The organism is Pseudomonas frederiksbergensis, from assembly GCF_035751725.1.
Lineage (GTDB): Bacteria > Pseudomonadota > Gammaproteobacteria > Pseudomonadales > Pseudomonadaceae > Aquipseudomonas > Aquipseudomonas frederiksbergensis_A.
The window spans coordinates 3,966,410-3,988,537 of record NZ_CP142104.1 but is presented as its reverse complement, the minus strand read 5'-3'; the positions used below and the strand labels follow the sequence as shown (position 1 = coordinate 3,988,537).

Sequence of the window (22,128 nt, the reverse complement as noted above, 5' to 3'; positions counted from 1 at the left end):
GACCAAAAAGGTGCAAGGCATATGCCAGCGCTGCGCTTTTGTGCGAGCGCCTCGCTTGCGACGCCGTTGCGCGGCTATAATCGCCGCCTCATTTCCTCGCCCGAGTCAAAGCCGCCCATGTACACCCTGGCCCGTGAACTGCTGTTCAAACTCTCCCCGGAAACCTCCCACGACCTGTCACTGGACTTGATCGGCGCGGGCGGGCGCTTGGGCCTCAACGGTCTGCTGTGCAAGGCTCCGGCGAAACTGCCGGTGACGGTCATGGGCCTGGAGTTTCCCAACCCGGTCGGGCTGGCGGCGGGCCTGGACAAGAACGGCGCGGCCATCGACGGCTTTGCGCAGTTGGGTTTCGGCTTCGTGGAGATCGGCACCGTCACACCGCGTCCGCAGCCGGGCAACCCCAAGCCACGACTGTTCCGCCTGCCCCAGGCCGAGGCGATCATCAATCGCATGGGCTTCAACAACCTGGGCGTCGATCACTTGCTGACCCGTGTCGCGGCGGCCAAGTACAAGGGCGTGCTGGGCATTAACATCGGCAAGAATTTCGACACCCCTGTGGAGCGCGCCGTCGACGATTACCTGATCTGCCTGGACAAGGTCTATGCCCACGCCAGCTACGTCACCGTCAACGTCAGCTCGCCCAACACCCCGGGACTGCGAAGCCTGCAGTTCGGTGACTCGCTCAAGCAATTGCTGGCCGACCTGGCCCGGCGCCGTGCGGAACTGGCGGTCATCCATGGCAGGCATGTGCCGCTGGCGATCAAGATCGCCCCGGACATGAGCGATGAGGAGACCGTCCAGGTGGCCCAGGCCCTGATCGAGACCGGCATGGACGCGGTGATCGCCACCAACACCACGCTGGGTCGCCAAGGTGTCGAAGGGCTGGAGCATGGTGACGAGGCGGGCGGGTTGTCCGGCGCGCCGGTGCGTGAAAAGAGCACCCACACCGTGAAAGTCCTGGCGGGTGAACTGGCGGGACGCTTGCCGATCATTGCGGCGGGCGGGATTACCGAAGGCCGGCACGCCGCCGAGAAGATTACCGCCGGGGCGAGCCTGGTGCAGGTTTACTCGGGTTTCATCTACAAGGGGCCGGCTCTGATTCGTGAGTCGGTGGATGCGATTGCGGCGTTGGGCTGAGCTCGGAAGACTAGCGGGTCGCCACGACGATATTTGCAGGTCAAATCCAGGAAACCCAGGTATTAAAAAGGGCTCCTGAAGGAGCCCCCTGGGCCGTAGCCCGCCGTCCGGATGGGACGTGCGTGGTTAAATCGATGCAAGTGTCAGATTGTCGAGTTCTCGAGTAGTAAGCCCTGTGTCAGCCGACGGCGTGAAGTTCGTTGAGTCTATGGATACCCGCAGTGCCGGTCATACCGTCCCAATTGTCGCCGCGTCCTTCCCGCCAGCCATTGATCCAGGCTTGGCGTACCGACGGTAGAGTAAAGGGGCAAAGCTCACGGGATTTACCACCAACGCCATATTGGTAACCGCGTAAAAATGCTCTTTCCAACGGATCACGCTTAAGTCTTCTCATAGGGTGTTGCCCTCACTTGTTGACTGTTGCTTAGCGTCGACCTCAATCGAGGTCGGGGCAGAATCATTCTGCCGTTGGCGGCTCGTTGCCGGCGTGACGAGCCAAGGTGTTGACGCCGTTGCGACGTCAACCTGTGGTGAGTTCTAACCAAAGCGTCACAGGGATGGAATGATCGTTTTGTCATAAGCACGTAACAATAAAGATGTTAGTGCGATAAGTAACCAGGTGTTCGGCACCCGCTTTCGGGCAAGACCCCTGTATGATCAGCCCTGCGCTGAAAGGCGGTTGCCCGTATCGAACGAGAATGTCCCCCCTTTGCACTCGGGTATTATTCGACGAAAGGGACGACTTTTCACAATTTGTTGCACAGAATTTTTTATCTGTACACGCATCTAAGCTCTTTGAACCTGAGCGGCGAGTACGGAACGGCACACTTTCGTGCCACGCGGGTGCTCTTGAGAAAAGCACCTGATTGAACCCGGCCCGGCAATGCGTTGCCCGGTCCACTTAGCCAAAGGCTCTGGAAATCCCATGTCCGACCGTTTCGAACTCTTCCTCACCTGCCCCAAAGGCCTCGAAGGCCTGCTTCTCGAGGAAGCCGTAGGGCTTGGCCTTGAAGAGGCGCGCGAGCACACCTCGGCGGTGCGCGGTAGCGCCGACATGGAGACGGCCTACCGGCTCTGCCTGTGGTCGCGCCTGGCGAACCGCGTGCTGCTGGTGCTCAAGCGCTTCCCGATGAAGGACGCTGAAGATCTTTATCACGGCGTATTGGATGTCGATTGGCAAGACCACATGCTCGCCGATGGCACCCTGGCGGTTGAGTTCAGTGGCCACGGCTCGGGCATCGACAACACGCATTTCGGCGCCCTGAAGGTCAAGGACGCCATCGTCGACAAATTGCGCACGCCGTCGGGTGAGCGTCCTTCCATCGATAAGCTCAACCCGGACCTGCGCATCCACCTGCGCCTGGACCGTGGCGAAGCGATCCTCTCCCTGGACCTCTCGGGCCACAGCTTGCACCAGCGTGGCTATCGCCTGCAGCAAGGCGCGGCACCGCTGAAGGAAAACCTCGCTGCCGCGATCCTGATCCGCGCCGGCTGGCCGCGCATTGCCGCCGAAGGCGGGGCGCTGGCTGACCCGATGTGCGGTGTCGGCACGTTCCTGGTGGAAGCCGGGATGATTGCCGCCGACATGGCGCCGAACCTGCGTCGCCAGCAATGGGGCTTTACCGCGTGGCTCGGCCATGTGCCGGCGTTGTGGAAGAAACTCCACGAAGAGGCCAGTGAACGCGCCGCCGCCGGGCTGGCCAAGCCGCCGTTGTGGATTCGTGGCTACGAGGCCGACCCGCGGCTGATCCAGCCGGGTCGCAACAACGTCGAGCGCGCCGGGCTGAGCGAGTGGATCAAGATCTATCAGGGCGAAGTCGCAACCTTCGAGCCGCGCCCGGACCAGAACCAGAAGGGCCTGGTGATCTGCAACCCGCCGTACGGCGAGCGCCTGGGCGATGAGGCCAGCCTGCTGTATCTCTACCAGAACCTTGGCGAGCGCCTGCGCCAGGCCTGCTTGAACTGGGAGGCGGCGGTGTTCACCGGCGCGCCAGACCTGGGCAAGCGCATGGGCATTCGCAGCCACAAGCAATATTCGTTCTGGAACGGCGCCTTGCCTTGCAAGCTGCTGTTGATCAAAGTGCTGCCGGATCAGTTTGTTACCGGCGAGCGCCGCACTGCGGAGCAACGCCAGGCCGAGCGTGAGCAATCGGCCTACGAGCAGGCCCCGGATGTCCCGCAAGAACGCCAGTACAACAAGAACGGCAACCCCATCAAGCCAGCGCCGGCGCCGGCTCCCGTGGTCGAGCAGGCGCGCCTGAGCGAAGGTGGGCAGATGTTTGCCAACCGCCTGCAGAAAAACCTCAAGCAATTGAGCAAATGGGCCAAGCGTGAGGGCGTGGAGTGCTATCGCGTCTACGATGCCGACATGCCGGAATACTCGATGGCCATCGACCTGTATCACGACTGGGTCCATGTCCAGGAATACGCCGCGCCCAAATCCATCGATCCGGAAAAGGCCTCGGCCCGGTTGTTCGACGCCCTGGCGGCGATTCCCCAGGCCTTGAATATCGACAAGAGCCGCGTTGTCATCAAGCGTCGCGAGCGCCAGAGCGGCACCAAGCAATACGAGCGCCAGAGCGCCCAGGGCAAGTTCACCGAGGTCAACGAAGGCGGCGTGAAGCTGCTGGTCAACCTCACGGATTACCTTGACACCGGCTTGTTCCTCGACCACCGGCCGATGCGCTTGCGGATCCAGAAGGAGGCGGCCGGCAAGCGTTTCCTCAACCTGTTCTGCTACACCGCGACCGCCAGCGTCCACGCTGCCAAGGGCGGTGCCCGCAGCACCACCAGCGTCGACCTGTCGAAAACCTACCTGGACTGGGCACGGCGCAACCTGTCGCTCAATGGTTTTTCCGACAAGAACCGCCTGGAGCAAGGCGACGTCATGGCCTGGCTTGAAGCCAGTCGCGACGAGTACGACTTGATCTTCATCGACCCGCCGACCTTCTCCAACTCCAAGCGCATGGAAGGGGTGTTCGACGTGCAGCGCGACCACGTGCAATTACTCGACCTGGCCATGGCGCGCCTGGCGCCGGGCGGCGTGCTGTATTTCTCCAACAACTTCCGCAAGTTCCAGCTCGAAGAGAACCTGGCCGAGCGCTACGCGGTGGAGGAAATCACCGCCAAGACCATCGACCCGGATTTCGCCCGCAACGGCAAGATCCACCGCGCCTGGAAAATCATGGCGCGCTGAGCAGGCATTGGATCCATGTGAGCCTTGAAATTCAAGGCTCCTGGCATTCCTGGGGCTGGCTAAAGTGATGGCAGATAGCTATAACTTAGGCTGTGGCCGGGGCTTTACCTACGCCTGGTCCTTTTCTGAGTTATGTGTATGGCATTACATCAGGTGCGCCCCAGGATCCTGGGCTTTATCAGCGAAGATGTTTCGGCATGGCTAGTGGCGTGGTTGGTTCTGGTGGCGGGCCTGCTGCTGACCGGTTTGTTAGCCTGGGGCACGTTGAAACAATTCAACCAGCAATTGCGTCAGCGCTTTGAATTGTTGGCCGAAGAACGCTATACCCGCCTCGAAGAGCGTTTCCAGGACCAAGAGCAACGTCTTGACAGTCTGAGGCGCTTTTTCGCCAACTCCGCTGGGGTTTCCAGCTACGAATTCCATGGCTACACCGAAGCGTTGCTGCGGCGTACCTGGGCTTTCGCTTGGGCGCCTCGGGTGCTGAAAGGGGAGCGCCAGGCATTTGAAGAACGGGCACGGGCCGAAGTGTCCGGCACCTTTACCGTGCGTGAACCGGACGAGGCTGGGAACCTGCGCGTGGCCGAGGAACGGGACGAATATGTTCCGGTGCTGTACGTCCAGAGCCAGCCATCCTTTAGCGCGCCGCTGGGCCTGGATTTGCTTTCGCACCCTATGCGCCGCGCCACACTTGAACGGGCCCGTCAGCATAGCGCCTTGGTGGTTTCCGAGCCCATAGACCTGATTGGAGGCGATCCGGCCCTTTCCCGTGGAGTCATGCTGGCAGCGCCTGTTTTCAAGCAATCAGCCGGCGAGCCGTTCGGTTACGTGGTGGCGGCGATCAGCATGCGCCAGTTGGTCGCCGATGGCCTGCCGGAGGTTGACGATGACAACCTGTCGATGCGCGTGCTTGATTCCGCCCACGAGCTCCCTTGGGAACTCCTGTTCGAAACCTCGAACCGGCCGGGCGAAAGCGACTTGTCGGCGGTACGGATGGTGCGCCTCGCCGATCATGACTTCCGCATAGAGTTGCGGCCCAGTCTTGCATTCCTGTCGAGCAGTCATTCCAGCGTGATCAGCCTCACGGTGCTGGGAGGCTTGATCAGCCTGTTGCTCAGCGCCTTGCTTTATATGCTGGTCAGTCAACGGCAACGTGCCTTGGCATTGGTGGAGCAGCGAACCCGGGAACTGCGCGCCAGGGAATCGGAACTGCGCGGCACCCATGGCCAATTGAAAGGCGTGCTGGACGCCGCGACACAGGTTGCGATCATCGCCACCGACCTGCGCGGTGTGATAACCACCTTCAATGCCGGCGCCGAACAGATGCTCGGCTACCGCAGCTGCGATGTCCTGCAAAGCATGACCCTGGAGAGCCTCCATGTTCCCCGCGAATTGCAGTACCGTGCCGCACAGCTGGCGGCCCGCTTTGGCAAACCGATCCCCACGTGCCATGCGATGTTGCTCGAGGGTGGCGAACAGGGTGGACAGCAGGCCCGCGAGTGGACCCTGGTGCGCCGCGACGGCAGCCACCTGACGGTCAACATGTTGGCCGCGCCGGTACTCGATGACCAGGGCTTATGGGTCGGGCACCTGGCGATCTGCATCGACATCACCGAGCGCAAGCGCGTCCACGAGGCGCTGGCGGCAAGGGATCTTTTGTTGAAGAAACTCAGCGCCCATGTGCCTGGTGGCATCTACCAGTTCAAGATGGATTTCAATGGCGGCTTCAGTGTGATCTACGCCAGCGATGGCATCCGCGACATCTATGAACTGGAGCCGGATGTGCTGGTGCGGCACGCTGAAGCGATTTTCTCGCGTATCCATCCATTGGACAGTGCACGCGTGCGCGCCTCGATTCGCACGTCGGCCGATACCTTGAGCCCTTGGCGAGAAGAATATCGCGTGCAACTGCCGCATCGCGGCCTGCGTTGGGTGCGAGGCGAGGCGACACCTGAACAGTTGCCGGGCGGCGGTGTGTTGTGGCACGGCTATATTTCGGATATTTCCGACCTCAAGCGCGTCGAGGAAGAGTTGCGGGCGCTGTCGGTCACCGACGCCTTGACCGGAATTCGCAACCGGCGCTACTTCCAGGAACGCCTTACGTCGGAAATGACCCGGGTCGAGCGCGGCTCCGGGGACCTGACGGTGATCATGCTCGATATTGATCATTTCAAGCGCATCAACGACCAGCACGGCCATGCGGTGGGGGATCGGGTATTGCAGGCGGTCTGCCAGCGGATCACCCAGCGATTGCGCCGCACCGATGTGTTCTGCCGGTTGGGTGGGGAGGAGTTCGTGGTGCTGTGTCCGAATACGGATAGCGAAAGTGCCTACACGCTGGCGTTGGGGTTGTGGGACGGCCTTCGAAGCGCGCCGATCGATGACGTCGGCGTCATCACCGCGAGTTTCGGCGTCGCCAGTTGGCGCGCCGGCGAAGGTGCCGATGCGTTGTTGCTGCGGGCTGACGCCGGGGTGTATGCGGCGAAGCAGGCTGGAAGGGATCGGGTGGAGGTGCAGGCGGGGTAGCAAGCAGCCTGGGATATGCAACCTGGCTGTGGGAGCGAGCAAGCCCGCTCCCACACCAGCCTCTGCGATCAGAGCAGCGAAGCCGCCTGCGGCAGTTTCGGCTGGCGATACAGATCCAGCAGCACTTGGTCCAGCACAGAGGAAGCGCCCCATGGCTTCGGATCGTTGAGGATCGCCACCACCGCCCAGGTATTGCCGTTGATGTCGCGGCTGTAGCCGGCGATGGCGCGCACGGTATTCAACGTGCCGGTCTTTATGTGGGCTTCGCCGGCCATGGCGGTGGTCTTCAGGCGTTTGCGCATGGTGCCGTCGGTGCCGGCGATGGGCATCGAACTGACAAACTCCGCCGCGTACGGGCTGCGCCATGCCGCTTGCAGCATCGCTGCCATTTCCCGGGCGCTGACCCGTTCCGCGCGGGACAGGCCCGAGCCATTCTCCATCACCAGGTGCGGCGCCGTGATGCCTTTCTTGGCCAGCCATTGGCGCACAACACGTTGCGCAGCCTTGGCGTCGTCACCGTCTGCCTCGTTGCGAAATTCCGCGCCCAGGCTCAGGAACAGTTGCTGGGCCATGGTGTTGTTACTGTATTTGTTGATGTCGCGGATGATCTCCGCCAGGTCCGGCGAGAATGCCCGGGCCAGCAGCTTGGCGCTCTTTGGCGTCGCGGCCAGGCGGTCGTTGCCCTGGATGCTGCCGCCCAGCTCCTTCCAGATCGCCCGCACGGCACCCGCGGTGTAAGTGGCGTGATCGAGCAGCGACAGGTAGGTCTGGGAGCTGCAACCTTCACCCAGTTGGCCGCTGACGGTGACGGTCATGCTGCCATCGGCCTGGGCTACGGGGTTGTAGCGAACGCCGCCGGCACATTGCTTGCCATTGACGGCCTTGACCACGTTTTCGATGCGAATGCTGGCAATCGGCGGTTCCACCGACACCAGCACCCGGCCGCCGTCATTGCGGGCCACGAAGCGCAAGGCCTTGAGGTTGACCAGCAGCGAGTCCGGCTTGACCAGGAAGGGTTTGTTCTCGTCATTGCCGTCATCGTTGAACTCGGGCAATTGCGGCTGGATGAAAAAGCTGCGATCGAGCACCAGGTCGCCCGTCACCTGTTGCACACCGTTGGCCCGCAAGTCGCGCATCAACAGCCAGAGCTTTTCCATGTTCAGCTTGGGATCGCCGCCGCCCTTGAGGTACAGGTTGCCATTGAGGATCCCGCCATTGAGGGTTCCGTCGGTGTAGAACTCGGTTTTCCACTGATGGTTCGGCCCGAGCATTTCCAGGGCTGCATAGGTTGTTACCAGTTTCATGGTGGACGCTGGGTTCACCGAGACATCGGCGTTGTACAGCGTCGGCATGCCCGGGCCGTTGAGCGGAACCATTACCAGGGAGAGAGCGTTGTCTTGCAGTTTGCTGTTCTTCAGCGCTTTTTGCACATTGGGCGACAGGGCGGTGTTGATGGTGGCGGCGCTGGTGGAAGCAGGAAGGGCCAAGGGAAGAAGAAGGCTGGCCAGGAGCAGTGGACGCAAAGATTTGATCATGTGAAGTAAAACCCTGCAGGCGAGGGGGAAAAAGACGAGGACATGAAAATGAACGTCCTCAACGGTCATGAATGTTCGGCATTATGCCCCAAGGCGCAACGGCTTGTGCCGTGCCCAAGCCCGCCGAAGCGGTATTTTTTTACCGGCGGTAGGGGTAGATGCCCGATCAGTCGGGCAATCGACGCACCAAACTGGTAAAGTGCCGGCCGTTATTACTTATGAGGATTGTTTCAATGGCGACTAACCGTTCCCAGCGTCTGCGCAAAAAGCTGTGCGTGGATGAATTTCAAGAGCTGGGTTTCGAACTGAACCTGGATTTCAAAGAAGATCTGGCCGATGAGGCTATTGACGCTTTCCTCGACGCTTTCCTGAAAGAAGCCATGGAAGCCAACGGCCTGGGTTATGTCGGCGGTGACGACTACGGTCTGGTTTGCCTGCAGAAGCGTGGCTCGGTCACCGAAGAGCAGCGCGCTGCCGTAGAAGCCTGGCTCAAAGCCCGTCCTGAGCTGACCAGCGTTGAAGTCAGCCCGCTGCTGGACGTGTGGTATCCGGAAAAGCCGATCAATCCGAAGGCTTGATGGTGTAGAAAAAAACCGGCGACCTTTACGGGTGCCGGTTTTTTTGTGCCTGCCATTTATGGGGACATGCCAGGCCGCGAAGCTTTATAAGTTGTCAGGCGCTACGCCAGTTCAGGATCAGCAGCGTCAATACCCCCGCGACAATTCCCCAGAATGCCGAACCAATGGAAAACAGCGTCAGCCCCGACGCCGTGACCATGAAGGTGATCAGCGCCGCTTCCCGTTCCTTCACTTCGTTCATGGCGATGCTCAGGCCATTGATGATCGACCCGAACAGTGCCAGCGCCGCAATCGACAGCACCAGTTCCTTCGGCAATGCCGCGAACAACGCCGCCAGCGTCGCGCCGAACACCCCGGCGACCCCGTAGAAAATCCCGCACCAGACCGCCGCCGTGTAGCGCTTGTTGCGATCTTCGTGGGCGTGGGGCCCGGTGCAGATGGCCGCGCTGATGGCCGCCAGATTAATGCCATGCGAGCCGAACGGCGCCAGCAACAACGAAGCGATGCCGGTGCTGGTGATCAACGGCGAGGCCGGCACGTTGTAGCCATCGGCGCGCAATACCGCGATGCCGGGCATGTTTTGCGAGGTCATTGCCACCACGAACAGCGGGACGCCGATGCTGATGGTGGCTGCCAGGGAAAAGTGCGGCGTGGTCCAGACCGGCGTCGCGACTTCCAGGGCGAAACCGCTGAAATCCAGGAGCCCAAGCAGGCCCGACAGCGCCGTGCCGACCAGCAGCGCCGCCAGCACGGCATAACGCGGCGACAGGCGCTTGATGATCAGGTAGGTAAAAAACATCCCCAGCACCAGGCCGGTGCGATGCTGGGCGGCGACGAAGATCTCGCTGCCGATCTTGAACAGGATACCCGCCAGCAGCGCCGCCGCGAGCGAGGCTGGAATACGCTTGACCAAGCGCTCGAAGCTACCGGTCAGGCCGCAGATCGTGACCAGGATGGCGCATGTGATATACGCACCGATCGCCTCGCCATAACTCACGCCGCCGAGGCTGGTAATCAGCAACGCCGCGCCGGGTGTCGACCAGGCGATGGTGATGGGCGTGCGGTAGCGCAGCGACAGGCCGATGGAGCACACCGCCATGCCGATGGAAATGGCCCAGATCCATGAGGAAATCTGGCCGCTGGTCAGGCCCGCCGCTTGCCCGGCCTGGAACATCAGCACCAGGGAGCTGGTGTAGCCGGTCATCATGGCGATGAAGCCGGCGACAATGGCCGAGGGCGATGTATCGGCCAATGGACGAAGTGGCGCGGTCGTGACTTCGGTCATGGTGGGCGGTGATCCTTGTTGTAGATTGTCTGGACTTGGGCGAGCCGTTGCTTGTGCGGGGGGATTGCTGCGCAATCCTGCGGTAGCAAGCTCCTTCGCCACAAAACCGAGGTTCAAGCCTAAACTCAACCTCATCATCGGTTGCAATACAGCCGTGTCCGCAAATAGCCGTACAGTCGTGTTGCCATCAGAGGTTGTGTACAATCGACGTGTTTTTTACGCGATACTTGCCAGCGACCCGCTGTGCCGTATTACAGTCACGGTTAAATCGCCGCAGTTCTCCCGACTCGAGTGCCCATGAACGAACAGTTGCAGCCCCTCAAGAAACAACCGCGAGCAGGCAAAGCCGGCCGCAGCGGAACCCAGGACGACATTGTCTATGCGCACATTTTCGAGGCCATCCTCGAACAGCGCCTGGCGCCCGGTACCAAATTGAGCGAAGAGGCACTTGGGGAGATTTTCGGGGTCAGCCGCACCATCATTCGCCGTGCACTGTCACGCCTGGCCCATGAAGGCGTGGTGCTGCTGCGGCCCAATCGTGGTGCAGTGGTGGCAAGCCCTAGCGTCGAGGAAGCTCGCCAGGTGTTCTTCGCCCGGCGCTTGGTGGAGAAGGCGATCACGGAGTTGGCGGTCCAGCACGCCACTGCCGAGCAGCTCGCCGAGTTGAGGCAGATGGTCAGCGACGAGCGCGACAGTTTTTCCCGTGGCGACCGTGGCGCCGGCATCCGGTTGTCGGGCGAATTCCACCTCAAGCTGGCCGAAGCGGCGAAAAATGCCCCGCTGATCAGTTTCCAGCGCAGCCTGGTGTCCCAGACCTCATTGATCATTGCGCAGTACGAAAGCGGCAACCGCTCGCACTGCTCCTATGACGAACACACCCAATTGATCGACGCCATCGAGGCCCGCGACGCGGCCTTGGCAGTGAACCTGATGATGCACCACATGGACCACATCGACAGCAAGCTCAACCTCGACGAAGAAAGCGCGTCGGATGACTTGCATGCGGTGTTCTCGCATTTGTTGCAGAGCAAGAAGCCGGGGCGTACGCCTGCCAAGCTCTGATCGAGTTGATTCAGTCGTACCGAGCTGCGCCCTTCGCGAGCAGGCTCGCTAGCCTGTTCGCGAATACTATTCCACTGGCGCTGATATCTAGCGCTGGTGCACCAGCCTTCCAGCCGCATACGTCTGCGCCACCGCCCGGTCATCCCCCAGCGTCATCAACACGAACAGCCGCTCGGCAATGTCCTTGGCCTGCTTGAGGCGATAGCTCAACAGCGGCGTTGCGTTGTAGTCCAGCACCAGGAAATCCGCGTCCGTCCCCGGCTGCAACGTCCCGATCTTGTCCTCCAGGCGCAGAGCGCGGGCGCCGCCGAGGGTGGCCAGGTACAGCGATTTGAACGGGCTCAGCCGCGCCCCCTGCAATTGCATCACCTTGTAGGCTTCGTTCAGGGTGTGCAGCAGCGAAAAACTGGTGCCGCCACCGACATCGGTGCCCAATCCCACATTCACCTTGTGCTTCTCGGCCATCGGCAGGTTGAACAGGCCGCTGCCGAGGAAAAAGTTCGAGGTCGGGCAGAAGGCGATGGCCGAACCGGTTTGTGCCAGGCGTGCGCATTCGTCGTCACACAGGTGCACGCCGTGGGCGAACACCGAGCGCTCGCCGAGCAGTTGGTAGTGATCGTAGACGTCCAGGTAACCCTTGCGCTCGGGAAACAGCTCCTTGACCCACTGCACTTCCTGCAGGTTTTCACTGATGTGGGTCTGCATGTACAAGTCCGGGTATTCACCCAGTAATTGGCCGGCCAGGGTCAGTTGTTCCGGGGTGCTGGTGGGGGCGAAGCGCGGCGTCACGGCGTAGTGCAGGCGACCCTTGCCGTGCCAGCGTTCGATCAGCGCCTTGCTTTCGGTGTAGCTGGATTCGGCGGTGTCGACGAGGTAGTCGGGGGCGTTGCGATCCATCATCACTTTGCCGGCGATCATGCGCAGGTCGAGCTTCTCGGCCACTTCAAAAAACGCGTTCACCGATTGCGGGTGCACGCTGCCGAACACCAGGGCTGTGGTCGTGCCATTGCGCAGTAGTTCCTTGACGAAAATATCCGCCACCGCCTTGGCGTGGTCTTCATCGGCGAACTGACTTTCGCAGGGAAAGGTGTAGGTGTTGAGCCAATCCAGCAGTTGTTCGCCATAGGCGCCCACCATCCCGGTTTGTGGCAGGTGGATGTGCGTGTCGATCAGGCCGGGAGTGATCAGTGCGTTCGGGTAATGGGCGACTTCGATGTCCGCCGCCAAGGTCGGCAGCAGGTCGCTGGCGTAGCCGATGGCGCTGATCCGGCCGTTTTCCACCACCAGCAGGCCGTCCTCGAAATACTCATGGGACGCCTCGATACCGACCTCGGCCGGGTCGGCGAGACTGTGGAGCAGGGCGGCGCGGTAGGCTTTGCGTGTCAGGGGCATGGTCTGTCTCGATAAAAGATTTAACGCTGGCTGCGGCGTGAAGCCGGCAGCAACTTGGCGATGGGTTCGGCGCGCGAGGTGTGCTGGCCGAAATCCGCGTTATAGGTGGCGATGATTTCGCCGGCGATGGAGATGGCGATTTCCACAGGCAGCTTGCCTTTGACTTCGCCGATGCCCATCGGGCAACGCATGCGTTGCAGGGTGCCGCTGTCGAAACCGCGATCACGCAGGCGGTGTTCGAACTTGACCCGCTTGGTCTTCGAGCCGATGAGGCCGAAGTAGGCAAAGTCGTTGCGCTTGAGAATTGCAGCGCTCAGCTCCAGGTCGAGCTGATGGTTATGGGTCATGACGATGCAGTAGCTGCCGGCGGGCAAATCGTCGACTTCATCCAGCGGCTCTTCGGTGACGATCTTACGCACGCCGTGGGGCAGCTGTTCGGGGAATTCGGCTTCCCGCGAGTCGATCCAGCGCACCTTGCAGGGCAGGCTCGCCAGCAACGGCACCAGGGCGCGACCGACATGGCCGGCGCCGAACACGGCGATCTGCGCCTGGACCTGGCCCATGGGTTCGAACAGCAACACGGTGACGCCACCGCAGCACTGGCCCAGGCTGGCGCCGAGGCTGAAGCGCTCCAGATGCGTGTCCTGCCGGCCACAGGCAAGCATGTTCCGGGCGATTTCCATCGCCTTGTATTCCAGGTGCCCGCCACCGATGGTGTCGAATGTCTGGCTGGCGCTGATGACCATTTTCGAGCCGGCGTTGCGCGGCGTAGAGCCGAGCTCTTCGATGATCGTCACCAGCACGCAGGGTTCACCGCGGGTTTGCAGGTCGGCGAGGGCGCTGATCCAGTTGTACATGTTCACCTCGACATCTCTGTTGTCTGTTCGGCCGCCTTGCTCGCGAAGGCCGCGCCGCGGTCTAGAGCGAAGCCACTTCGGCTTCAGCTTCCTCAACCTTGACTGTCTTCAACCCACGCATCTGCTCACACCCCCACAACACCCGCTCTGGCGTCGCCGGGGCGTCGATTCTCGGTTGATGCCGGTAATCGCCCAGGCTCGCCACGGCGTCCTTGATCGCGCACCACGCCGCGATGCCGAGCATGAAGGGCGGCTCGCCCACGGCCTTGGAGTGGAACACGGTGTCTTCAGGATTCTTGCGGTTCTCCACCAGCCTGACCCGTAGGTCCAGAGGCATGTCGGCCACTGCGGGGATCTTGTAGCTGGCCGGGCCATTGGTCATCAGCTTGCCTTTGTCGTTCCATACCAATTCTTCCATGGTCAGCCAGCCCATCCCCTGGATGAAACCACCCTCGACCTGGCCGATGTCGATGGCCGGGTTCAGCGAGGCGCCGACGTCGTGGAGGATGTCGGTGCGCAGCATCTTGTATTCGCCGGTCAGCGTGTCGACGATCACTTCGGCACACGCCGCGCCGTAGGCGTAGTAGTAGAAGGGGCGGCCACGGGCCTGGCTGCGGTCGTAGTAGATTTTCGGGGTTTTGTAGAAACCGGTGCTCGACAGCGAGACCTGGGCGAAATAGGCCTGCTGCACCAGCGCCTCGAACGTCAGGATGTGATCGCGCACCCGCACATGGCCGTTGTGGAACTCCACGTCTTCCTCGCTGACCTTGTACTGGCGCGCGGCGAATTCCACCAGGCGCCGCTTGATGGTTTCGGCGGCATTCTGCGCCGCCTTGCCGTTCAGGTCGGCGCCACTGGAGGCTGCGGTCGGCGAGGTGTTCGGTACCTTGTCGGTGTTGGTCGCGGTGATCTGCACGCGGTCCATTTCCACTTGGAACACCTCGGCCACCACCTGGGCGACCTTGGTGTTCAGGCCCTGGCCCATTTCCGTGCCGCCATGGTTCAGGTGGATGCTGCCGTCGGTGTAGACGTGGATCAGCGCCCCGGCCTGGTTGAGGAAGCTGGCGGTGAACGAAATGCCGAACTTGACCGGCGTCAGCGCCAGGCCTTTCTTCAGGATCGGGCTGCCTGCGTTGTAGCGGCGGATCGCTTCGCGACGCTCGGCGTATTGGCTGCTTTCTTCAAGCTCGGCGGTCATTTCCTCGAGCATGTTGTGCTCGACGGTCTGGTAGTAGTGCGTAACGTTGCGTTCGGTCTTGCCGTAGTAGTTGGCCTTGCGCACGGCCAGGGGATCGAGCCCCAGGTGCCGGGCGATGGCATCCATCACTTCTTCGATGGCGACCATGCCTTGGGGCCCGCCGAAACCCCGATAAGCGGTGTTCGACGCAGTGTTGGTCTTGCAGCGGTGGCCGTTGATGGTTGCATCGCCCAGGTAGTAGGCGTTGTCGGCATGGAACATCGCCCGGTCGACGATCGAGGCCGACAAATCCGGCGAGCAGCCACAGTTACCTGCCAGTTCCAGGGCGATGCCATGCAGGCGGCCGGTGCTGTCGAAGCCGACGTCGTATTCGATATAGAAGGGATGGCGCTTGCCGGTCATCAGCATGTCCTCGACCCGGGGCAGGCGCATCTTCGTTGGTTGGCCGGTGAGATGTGCGATGACGGCACACAGGCACGCCGGGCTGGCGGCCTGGGTTTCCTTGCCGCCAAAGCCGCCGCCCATGCGGCGCATGTCCACCACGACCTTGTTCATCGACACGCCGAGCACTTCGGCCACCAGTTTCTGCACTTCGGTGGGGTTCTGGGTCGAGCAGTAGACGATCATGCCGCCGTCTTCGGTCGGCATCACCGAGGAAATCTGGGTTTCCAGATAAAAGTGTTCCTGGCCGCCGATGTGCAGCGAGCCCTGGATGCGATGTTCGGCGCTTGCCAGTGCCGTGGCTGAATCGCCGCGCTGGTGGGTGTGGCTGTCGAGCACGAAGTGCCGCTTGCGCAGTGCTTCGACCACGTCCAGCACCGGTTCCAGGTCTTCGTATTCGATGATTGCGGCCATGGCGGCCTTGCGTGCGGTCTCAAGGTCTTTGGCAGCAACGGCCAGCACCGGCTGGCCGACGAATTGCACGTCGTCGATCGCCAGCAGCGGGTCACCGGGCAGCAGCGGGCCGATGTCCTTCAGGCCCGGAATATCCTGGTGGGTAATGGCGATGCGCACGCCTTCGAAGGCGTAGCACGGCGTGGTATCGATGCTCAGGATCCGGGCGTGGGCGCGGTCCGACAGCCGGGCGTAGACGTGCAACTGATTCGGAAATTCCAGGCGGTCATCGATGTACTGCGCTTCGCCGGACACGTGCTTGGCGGCGCTGTCGTGCTTGACGCTGCGACCCACGCCCGTGGTGAGGTCGCGGGCGAACAGCTCCGCCAGTTCTGTTTGGGTCTTCTCTACGGCGTGATGGTTAGACATAAGCGGTCACCCGAGTCTCGATGTGCGGCGTTTGCAGTTCGATGAAGTATTTGCGCAGCAGGTTGCGGGCGCTGAGCAGGCGGTACTCCTTGCTGGCGCGGAAGTCCGAGAGCGGCGTGAAGTCCTCGGCCAAGGCGATGCAGGCGCGTTCGATGGTGCTGTTTTTCCATGGCGCACCGATCAGGACGGCTTCGCAATGCTTGGCGCGCTTGGGCGTGGCGGCCATGCCGCCGAAGGCGACGCGAGCGTCCTGGACCACACCGTTTTCGATGCGCAGGTTGAACGCCGCGCAGACGGCGGAAATGTCATCGTCCAGGCGCTTGGAAACCTTGTAGGCGCGGAACGCCTGTTCGGCGTTGGCCCGGGGCACGATGATCTTTTCGATGAATTCGCTTTCCTGCCGTGCGGTGACCCGGTAATCGAGGAAGTAGTCTTCCAGGGCCAGGGTGCGACGGACCTGGCCTTTGCACAGGACAATCTGCGCGCCGAGGGCGATCAGCAGGGGTGGCGAGTCGCCAATCGGCGAGGCGTTGCCGATGTTACCGCCTAGGGTGCCCTGATTGCGGATTTGCAACGAGGCGAAGCGCTGCAGCAGCTCGCCGAAATCCGGGTATTCGGCTTGCAAGGCTTCGTAGCAATCGGAAAGAGGGGTGGCTGCGCCGATTTCCAGGCGATCGTCGAAACGCTCGACGCGCTTGAGTTCGGCGACGTTGCCGACGTAGATCATCACCGGCAGGGCGCGATGAAATTGCGTGACTTCCAGGGCCAGGTCCGTACCGCCGGCCAACAGTCGCGCCTGCGGATAGGCGTCGTAGAGATCGGCCAGGTCGGCCACGGTCAGCGGCACCAGGCAACGCTTGTCGCCGCTGTTGAGTTCGCCGGTCTCGGTGGGGGCGATGGCTTTGAGGCGGGCGATGGTCTCGGCCTCGCGGGTATCGAACTGATCCGGCTGCTTGCCGCAACACGCCTGGGCGGCGGCGTCCAGGATCGGCCGATAGCCGGTGCAGCGGCACAGATTGCCGGCCAGGGCTTCGTGGGCCTTGTGAGCGTCGGGCTGCTCGCTGTTTTTCTGCAAGGCGAACAGCGACATGACGAAGCCCGGCGTGCAGAAACCGCATTGCGAGCCGTGGCAATCGACCATTGCCTGCTGGACACTGTGCAGTTGGCCCTGGTGCTTGAGGTCTTCGACGCTGATCAGTTGCTTGCCGTGCAGCGAGGAGACGAATGTCAGGCACGAATTGAGGCTGCGGTAGCGAATGCGTTCGCGGCCATCTGCGTCCGTTTCCAGTTCGCCAGCCACGACAGTGCACGCGCCGCAGTCGCCGCTGGCGCAGCCTTCCTTGGTGCCGGGTTTACCAACGTGTTCGCGCAGATAGTCAAGCACGGTCAGGTTCGGGTCCAGGGCGTGCTCGCTACGGAGTTCCTGGTTGAGTAAAAACTGGATCACGGAAGGCCTCGCAGATTCATTATTGTTGTATCGACGTGGGCTGAATTTAGCAGTTCTGACTTTTCGGTCAATGAGTTTCTGACTTAAGGGTCAAGAAAAATCCGCTTTGTCGATTGACAACCTATTCATTGAGTATGGTCACTCTGTAGGAGCAAGCTTCGTTCCACTGGATTTTTGCTTATATCGTGCCAAAACCCGGTGCAGGCCCTGCGCCATGACGTATCGAGTGCGCTACACTGCGCCGCTTGTGCAGATCTAAGAGTTTGAAGGACAACCATGACGTTCAAGGCCCCGGACAGCCTCGCCGAGCAAATCGCCCATCATCTCGCCGAGCGCATCATTCGCGGCGAAATGAAACCGGGAGAGCGCATCCAGGAGCAGAAGGTCACGCTGGCGCTCAACGTCAGCCGCGGCTCGGTCCGCGAGGCCTTGCTGATCCTGGAGCGACGCCACTTGATCGCGATCCTGCCGCGCCGGGGTGCGCACGTCACCGAGCTGACCGAACACAAGGTGCGCAGCCTTTGTGCATTGATGAGCGAGCTGTACATCCTGCTGGGCAACGCCGTGGCCCATGGTTGGAAAGAACAGGCCGACATGGCGCCGTTCGTCGCGATCCAGCAGCGCCTCAACGACGCCTATGAGCGCCAAGACATCCGTACCTTCGTCGACGAAAGTTTCAGCGTGATGCGCGCCGCCTATCCCTTTGCCAACAACCCTTACTTGCAGGAAACCGTCGAGAACCTGCAGCCGGCCATGAGCCGCGCCTATTTCCTGGCCCTCGAACAGCGCAAGGCGGAAATGAGCGAGTTCCTAGAGTTGTTCCAGCGCCTGCTCGCCGCCGTGCTGGCCCGTGATTTGCCACAGATCCGCATCGTGCTCACGGCATACGCCCAGCGCAGTTGCGATCTTGTGGTCTCGGCGCTGACGGCGGCCTGACGTGCGGCTCAAATGCATCAAGCTGGCGGGGTTCAAATCCTTCGTCGACCCGACGACGGTGAACTTCCCCAGCAACATGGCGGCGGTGGTAGGGCCCAATGGCTGCGGCAAATCGAACATCATCGACGCCGTGCGCTGGGTGATGGGCGAAAGCTCGGCGAAAAACCTCCGTGGCGAGTCGATGACCGACGTCATCTTCAACGGCTCCACCAGTCGCAAGCCAGTGAGCCAGGCGAGCATCGAGCTGGTCTTCGACAACTCCGACGGCACGCTGGTTGGCGAGTACGCAGCCTACGCGGAAATATCCATTCGCCGCAAAGTGACCCGCGACAGCCAGAACAGCTATTTCCTCAACGGCACCAAGTGCCGTCGGCGGGATATTACCGACATCTTCCTCGGTACTGGCCTGGGGCCGCGCAGCTACTCGATCATCGAACAGGGCATGATTTCCAAGCTGATCGAGGCCAAGCCTGAAGACTTGCGCAACTTTATCGAAGAAGCCGCCGGCATTTCCAAATACAAGGAGCGCCGGCGCGAGACCGAGAACCGTATCCGCCGTACCCATGAAAACCTCGCGCGCCTGACCGACCTTCGCGAAGAACTCGAACGCCAGCTCGAACGCTTGCACCGTCAGGCCGAGGCGGCAAAGAAATATCAGGAATACAAGGGCGAGGAGCGCCAGCTCAAGGCCCAGCTGTCGGCCCTGCGCTGGCAGGCGCTGAACGAACAGGTCGGCCAGCGCGAGGCGATCATCGGCAACCAGGAAGTCAGCTTCGAAGCGCTGGTGGCCGAGCAGCGCAACGCCGATGCCGCCATCGAGCGCCTGCGCGATGGGCACCATGACCTGTCCGAGCGCTTTAATCTGGTGCAGGGGCGCTTTTACTCCGTGGGTGGCGACATCGCCCGGGTCGAGCAGAGCATCCAGCATGGCCAGCAACGCTTGCGCCAGTTGCAGGACGACTTGAAGGAGGCCGAGCGCGCACGCCTGGAAACCGAATCGCACCTGGGCCACGACCGCACGTTGCTGCTAACGCTTGGCGAAGAACTGGAACGGCTCACGCCGGAGCAGGAACTCACCAGTGCCGCCGCCGAAGAGGCTGCTGCGGCCCTGGAAGAAGCCGAGCTGAGCATGCATGGCTGGCAGGAGCAGTGGGACAATTTCAACCTGACCTCGGCCGAACCGCGGCGTCAGGCTGAAGTCCAGCAATCGCGCATCCAGCAATTGGAAACCAGCATGGAGCGCCTCGCCGAGCGCCAGCGTCGCTTGTCCGAAGAGCGGGCGTTGCTTGCGGCGGACCCGGAAGACGCCGCGATCCTGGAACTGAGCGAGCAGCTCGCCACCAGCGAAGCCACGCTCGAAGATTTGCAGGCCAGTGAAGACGCTCAGGTCGAACGCCTTGAGCAACTGCGCCAGGCCTTGCAACTGGCCTTGCAGAACCAGCAGCAGGCCCAGGGCGAATTACAGCGGCTCAACGGGCGCCTGGCCTCGCTGGAAGCCTTGCAACAGGCCGCGTTGGACCCAGGCACCGGCACCGCCGAATGGTTGCGCGATCAGCACCTTGCCGAGCGTCCGCGCCTGGCCGAAGGCCTGAAGGTCGATGCCGGTTGGGAGCTGGCGGTAGAAACCGTGCTGGGCGCCGACTTGCAAGCGGTGCTGGTCGATGATTTCGCCGGCTTCGACCTGTCGGGCTTCAGCCAGGGCGATCTGCGCCTGCTCAGCCCGGCCGGCGATGGCGTGCGGGTGCCGGGCAGTCTGTTGGACAAAGTCGAAGCCCGGGTTGACCTGTCGCCCTGGCTGGGACAGGTCAAGCCGGTGGACAGCCTTGAGCAAGCCTTGGCCTTGCGCGGGCAATTGGCGTCCGGCGAAAGCCTGATCAGCCGTGATGGGTATTGGGTGGGACGGCATTTCCTGCGGGTGCGCCGGGCTGGCGAAGCCGAGAGCGGCATGCTCGCGCGCGGCCAGGAAATCCAGCGCCTGGGCGCCGAGCGCGAGGAACGTGAGGCCAGCGTCGAAGCCTTGGAAACCGAATTGCAGAACCTGCGGGCTCAACAGCGTCAACAGGAAAACGGCCGTGAGCATCTGCGTCGGCTGTTGCAAGATGAAGCGCGCCAGCAGGGCGAACTCAAGGCGCAGCTGTCGGCCGGCAAGGCCAAGGTTGAACAATTGGCCCTGCGTCGGACCCGTCTCGACGAAGAAATCGCCGAGTTGGGCGAGCAGCGGGCGTTGGAGCACGAACAGATCGGCGAGGCGCGCCTGCAACTGCAGGAAGCCCTCGACGCAATGGCGCTGGATACCGAGCAACGTGAATTGCTGCTGGCCCAACGCGACAGCCTTCGAGAGCGCCTGGACCGGGTGCGCCAGGAAGCGCGCCAGCACAAGGATCATGCCCATCAGTTGGCGGTACGCCTGGGCTCGCTCAAGGCCCAGCACGATTCCACGCGCCAGGCCTTGGAACGGCTGGAAATGCAGTCCGAGCGCCTCACCGAAAAGCGCGAACAATTGAGCCTCAATCTGGAGGAGGGCGAGGCACCGCTGGAAGAGCTGCGCCTCAAGCTCGAAGAGTTGCTCGACAAGCGTATGAGCGTCGATGAAGAACTCAAGACCGCGCAGATCGCGTTGGAGGACGCTGACCGTGAACTGCGCGACGCCGAAAAACGTCGTAGCCAGGCCGAGCAGCAATCGCAACTGATCCGCGGCCAGATGGAACAACAGCGCATGGAATGGCAAGCCCTGACGGTGCGCCGCAAGGCCTTGCAGGACCAATTGCTGGAGGATGGCTACGACCTCGATGGTGTTCTCGCCACCCTGGTGGCGGGCGCCAACGAGAAAGACGCCGAGGAAGAACTCGAGCGCATTGCCCAGCGCATCCAGCGCCTGGGAGCGATCAACCTGGCGGCCATCGATGAGTACCAGCAACAGTCCGAGCGCAAGCGTTACCTGGACGCCCAAAACGATGATCTGGTGGAAGCGCTGGAGACCCTGGAAAATGTCATTCGCAAGATCGACAAGGAAACCCGCAACCGTTTCAAGGATACCTTTGATCAGATCAACGGTGGTTTGCAGGCCCTTTTTCCAAAAGTTTTCGGTGGCGGCAGCGCCTACTTGGAACTGACGGGCGAAGATCTACTCGATACAGGGGTGACAATCATGGCGCGTCCTCCTGGCAAGAAGAACAGCACCATCCATTTGCTCTCCGGTGGCGAAAAAGCCTTGACCGCGCTGGCTTTGGTCTTTGCGATTTTCAAATTGAACCCGGCGCCGTTCTGCATGCTCGACGAAGTCGATGCACCATTGGACGACGCCAACGTAGGCCGTTACGCACGGCTGGTGAAGGAGATGTCCGAAACGGTGCAGTTCATCTATATCACCCACAACAAGATCGCCATGGAAATGGCCGATCAGTTGATGGGCGTGACGATGCATGAGCCGGGCTGTTCGCGACTGGTGGCAGTGGATGTGGAAGAGGCCATGGCGATGGTGGATGCTTAAAACGCCAGCAGTAGGAGTTTGCGCGAGGCGCTGTAGGACTTTTTTACCCTCTGCGCTTGCCGGACATTTCACAGATTGGCACAAGCCTATGCGACAGACGGTGTAAAGTTATCTTTGGTCGTGCTAGTTTAATGTCAATTTTTCGTATGCGTGGGCAAAACGCCATTCAGAACATAGAGTTGGCGCCACGTTTTAAAGCGGTTTGCAAATAGCTAAGCCCCTTATTTTT

14 protein-coding genes are annotated in these 22,128 nt (G+C 61.6%); 7 read left to right on the top strand and 7 right to left on the bottom strand.

Features of this window, described 5'->3' with window-relative positions:
* Positions 1-117: 117 nt before the first annotated feature.
* A complete protein-coding gene (locus VQ575_RS17695) occupies positions 118-1,137 on the top strand; it encodes a quinone-dependent dihydroorotate dehydrogenase (RefSeq protein ID WP_039589400.1) in 1,020 nt (339 codons plus the stop codon).
* A gap of 178 nt (positions 1,138-1,315) precedes the next feature.
* Here the strand turns inward: VQ575_RS17695 and rmf are convergent, their stop codons facing one another.
* The gene (gene rmf / locus VQ575_RS17690; RefSeq protein WP_003223300.1) at positions 1,316-1,531 is read right to left on the bottom strand and encodes a ribosome modulation factor; all 216 of its coding nucleotides are present in this window, start codon (positions 1,529-1,531) and stop codon (positions 1,316-1,318) included.
* A gap of 531 nt (positions 1,532-2,062) precedes the next feature.
* Between rmf and rlmKL the strand changes: the two genes are divergently transcribed.
* Both rlmKL and VQ575_RS17680 read left to right on the top strand, forming a co-directional pair.
* Positions 2,063-4,333: a bifunctional 23S rRNA (guanine(2069)-N(7))-methyltransferase RlmK/23S rRNA (guanine(2445)-N(2))-methyltransferase RlmL gene (rlmKL, locus tag VQ575_RS17685; protein WP_039589027.1), complete on the top strand. Its 2,271-nt coding sequence runs from the start codon at positions 2,063-2,065 to the stop codon at positions 4,331-4,333.
* Positions 4,334-4,471: 138 nt separating this feature from the next.
* Positions 4,472-6,856 (top strand): sensor domain-containing diguanylate cyclase, encoded by a 2,385-nt coding sequence (locus VQ575_RS17680; RefSeq protein ID WP_325918117.1) that lies wholly within the window; start codon positions 4,472-4,474, stop codon positions 6,854-6,856.
* A 68-nt stretch (positions 6,857-6,924) separates the two neighbouring features.
* On the opposite strand, the gene dacB is transcribed toward VQ575_RS17680, so the two are convergent.
* Complete coding sequence (dacB, locus tag VQ575_RS17675) at positions 6,925-8,391, bottom strand: D-alanyl-D-alanine carboxypeptidase/D-alanyl-D-alanine endopeptidase (RefSeq protein WP_039589029.1); 1,467 nt, start codon at positions 8,389-8,391, stop codon at positions 6,925-6,927.
* Positions 8,392-8,624: 233 nt separating this feature from the next.
* On the opposite strand from dacB, the gene VQ575_RS17670 reads away from it, so the two are divergent.
* Positions 8,625-8,969, top strand: a complete 345-nt coding sequence (locus VQ575_RS17670) for a YggL family protein (RefSeq protein WP_039589030.1) — start codon at positions 8,625-8,627, stop codon at positions 8,967-8,969.
* Positions 8,970-9,063: 94 nt separating this feature from the next.
* On the opposite strand, the gene VQ575_RS17665 is transcribed toward VQ575_RS17670, so the two are convergent.
* Entirely contained in the window at positions 9,064-10,254 is a 1,191-nt protein-coding gene (locus VQ575_RS17665; RefSeq protein WP_325918116.1) for a benzoate/H(+) symporter BenE family transporter, read from the bottom strand.
* A gap of 297 nt (positions 10,255-10,551) precedes the next feature.
* Between VQ575_RS17665 and VQ575_RS17660 the strand changes: the two genes are divergently transcribed.
* Positions 10,552-11,316, top strand: coding sequence for a GntR family transcriptional regulator (locus VQ575_RS17660; RefSeq protein WP_039589032.1), 765 nt, complete (start codon positions 10,552-10,554; stop codon positions 11,314-11,316).
* An 87-nt stretch (positions 11,317-11,403) separates the two neighbouring features.
* Here the strand turns inward: VQ575_RS17660 and guaD are convergent, their stop codons facing one another.
* The 4 genes from guaD to xdhA all read right to left on the bottom strand — a co-directional run bounded on the left by guaD (position 11,404) and on the right by xdhA (position 17,473).
* Positions 11,404-12,708, bottom strand: coding sequence for a guanine deaminase (gene guaD / locus VQ575_RS17655; RefSeq protein ID WP_198723077.1), 1,305 nt, complete (start codon positions 12,706-12,708; stop codon positions 11,404-11,406).
* Between the two features lie 20 nt (positions 12,709-12,728).
* A complete protein-coding gene (gene xdhC, locus VQ575_RS17650; protein ID WP_039589034.1) occupies positions 12,729-13,565 on the bottom strand; it encodes a xanthine dehydrogenase accessory protein XdhC in 837 nt (278 codons plus the stop codon).
* A 61-nt stretch (positions 13,566-13,626) separates the two neighbouring features.
* Entirely contained in the window at positions 13,627-16,026 is a 2,400-nt protein-coding gene (xdhB, locus tag VQ575_RS17645) for a xanthine dehydrogenase molybdopterin binding subunit (RefSeq protein ID WP_045155496.1), read from the bottom strand.
* Positions 16,019-17,473: a xanthine dehydrogenase small subunit gene (gene xdhA, locus VQ575_RS17640; protein WP_198723078.1), complete on the bottom strand. Its 1,455-nt coding sequence runs from the start codon at positions 17,471-17,473 to the stop codon at positions 16,019-16,021. Before xdhA ends, xdhB begins: the two co-directional genes overlap by 8 nt.
* A 276-nt stretch (positions 17,474-17,749) precedes the next feature.
* Between xdhA and VQ575_RS17635 the strand changes: the two genes are divergently transcribed.
* Together VQ575_RS17635 and smc are read left to right on the top strand one after the other, a co-directional pair.
* Positions 17,750-18,409 carry a GntR family transcriptional regulator gene (locus tag VQ575_RS17635; RefSeq protein WP_198723079.1) on the top strand — a complete coding sequence of 220 codons (660 nt, stop codon included), beginning with the start codon at positions 17,750-17,752 and terminating at the stop codon, positions 18,407-18,409.
* A gap of 1 nt (position 18,410) precedes the next feature.
* Positions 18,411-21,899 (top strand): chromosome segregation protein SMC, encoded by a 3,489-nt coding sequence (gene smc / locus VQ575_RS17630; protein WP_198723080.1) that lies wholly within the window; start codon positions 18,411-18,413, stop codon positions 21,897-21,899.
* The last annotated feature ends 229 nt before the right edge of the window (positions 21,900-22,128 follow it).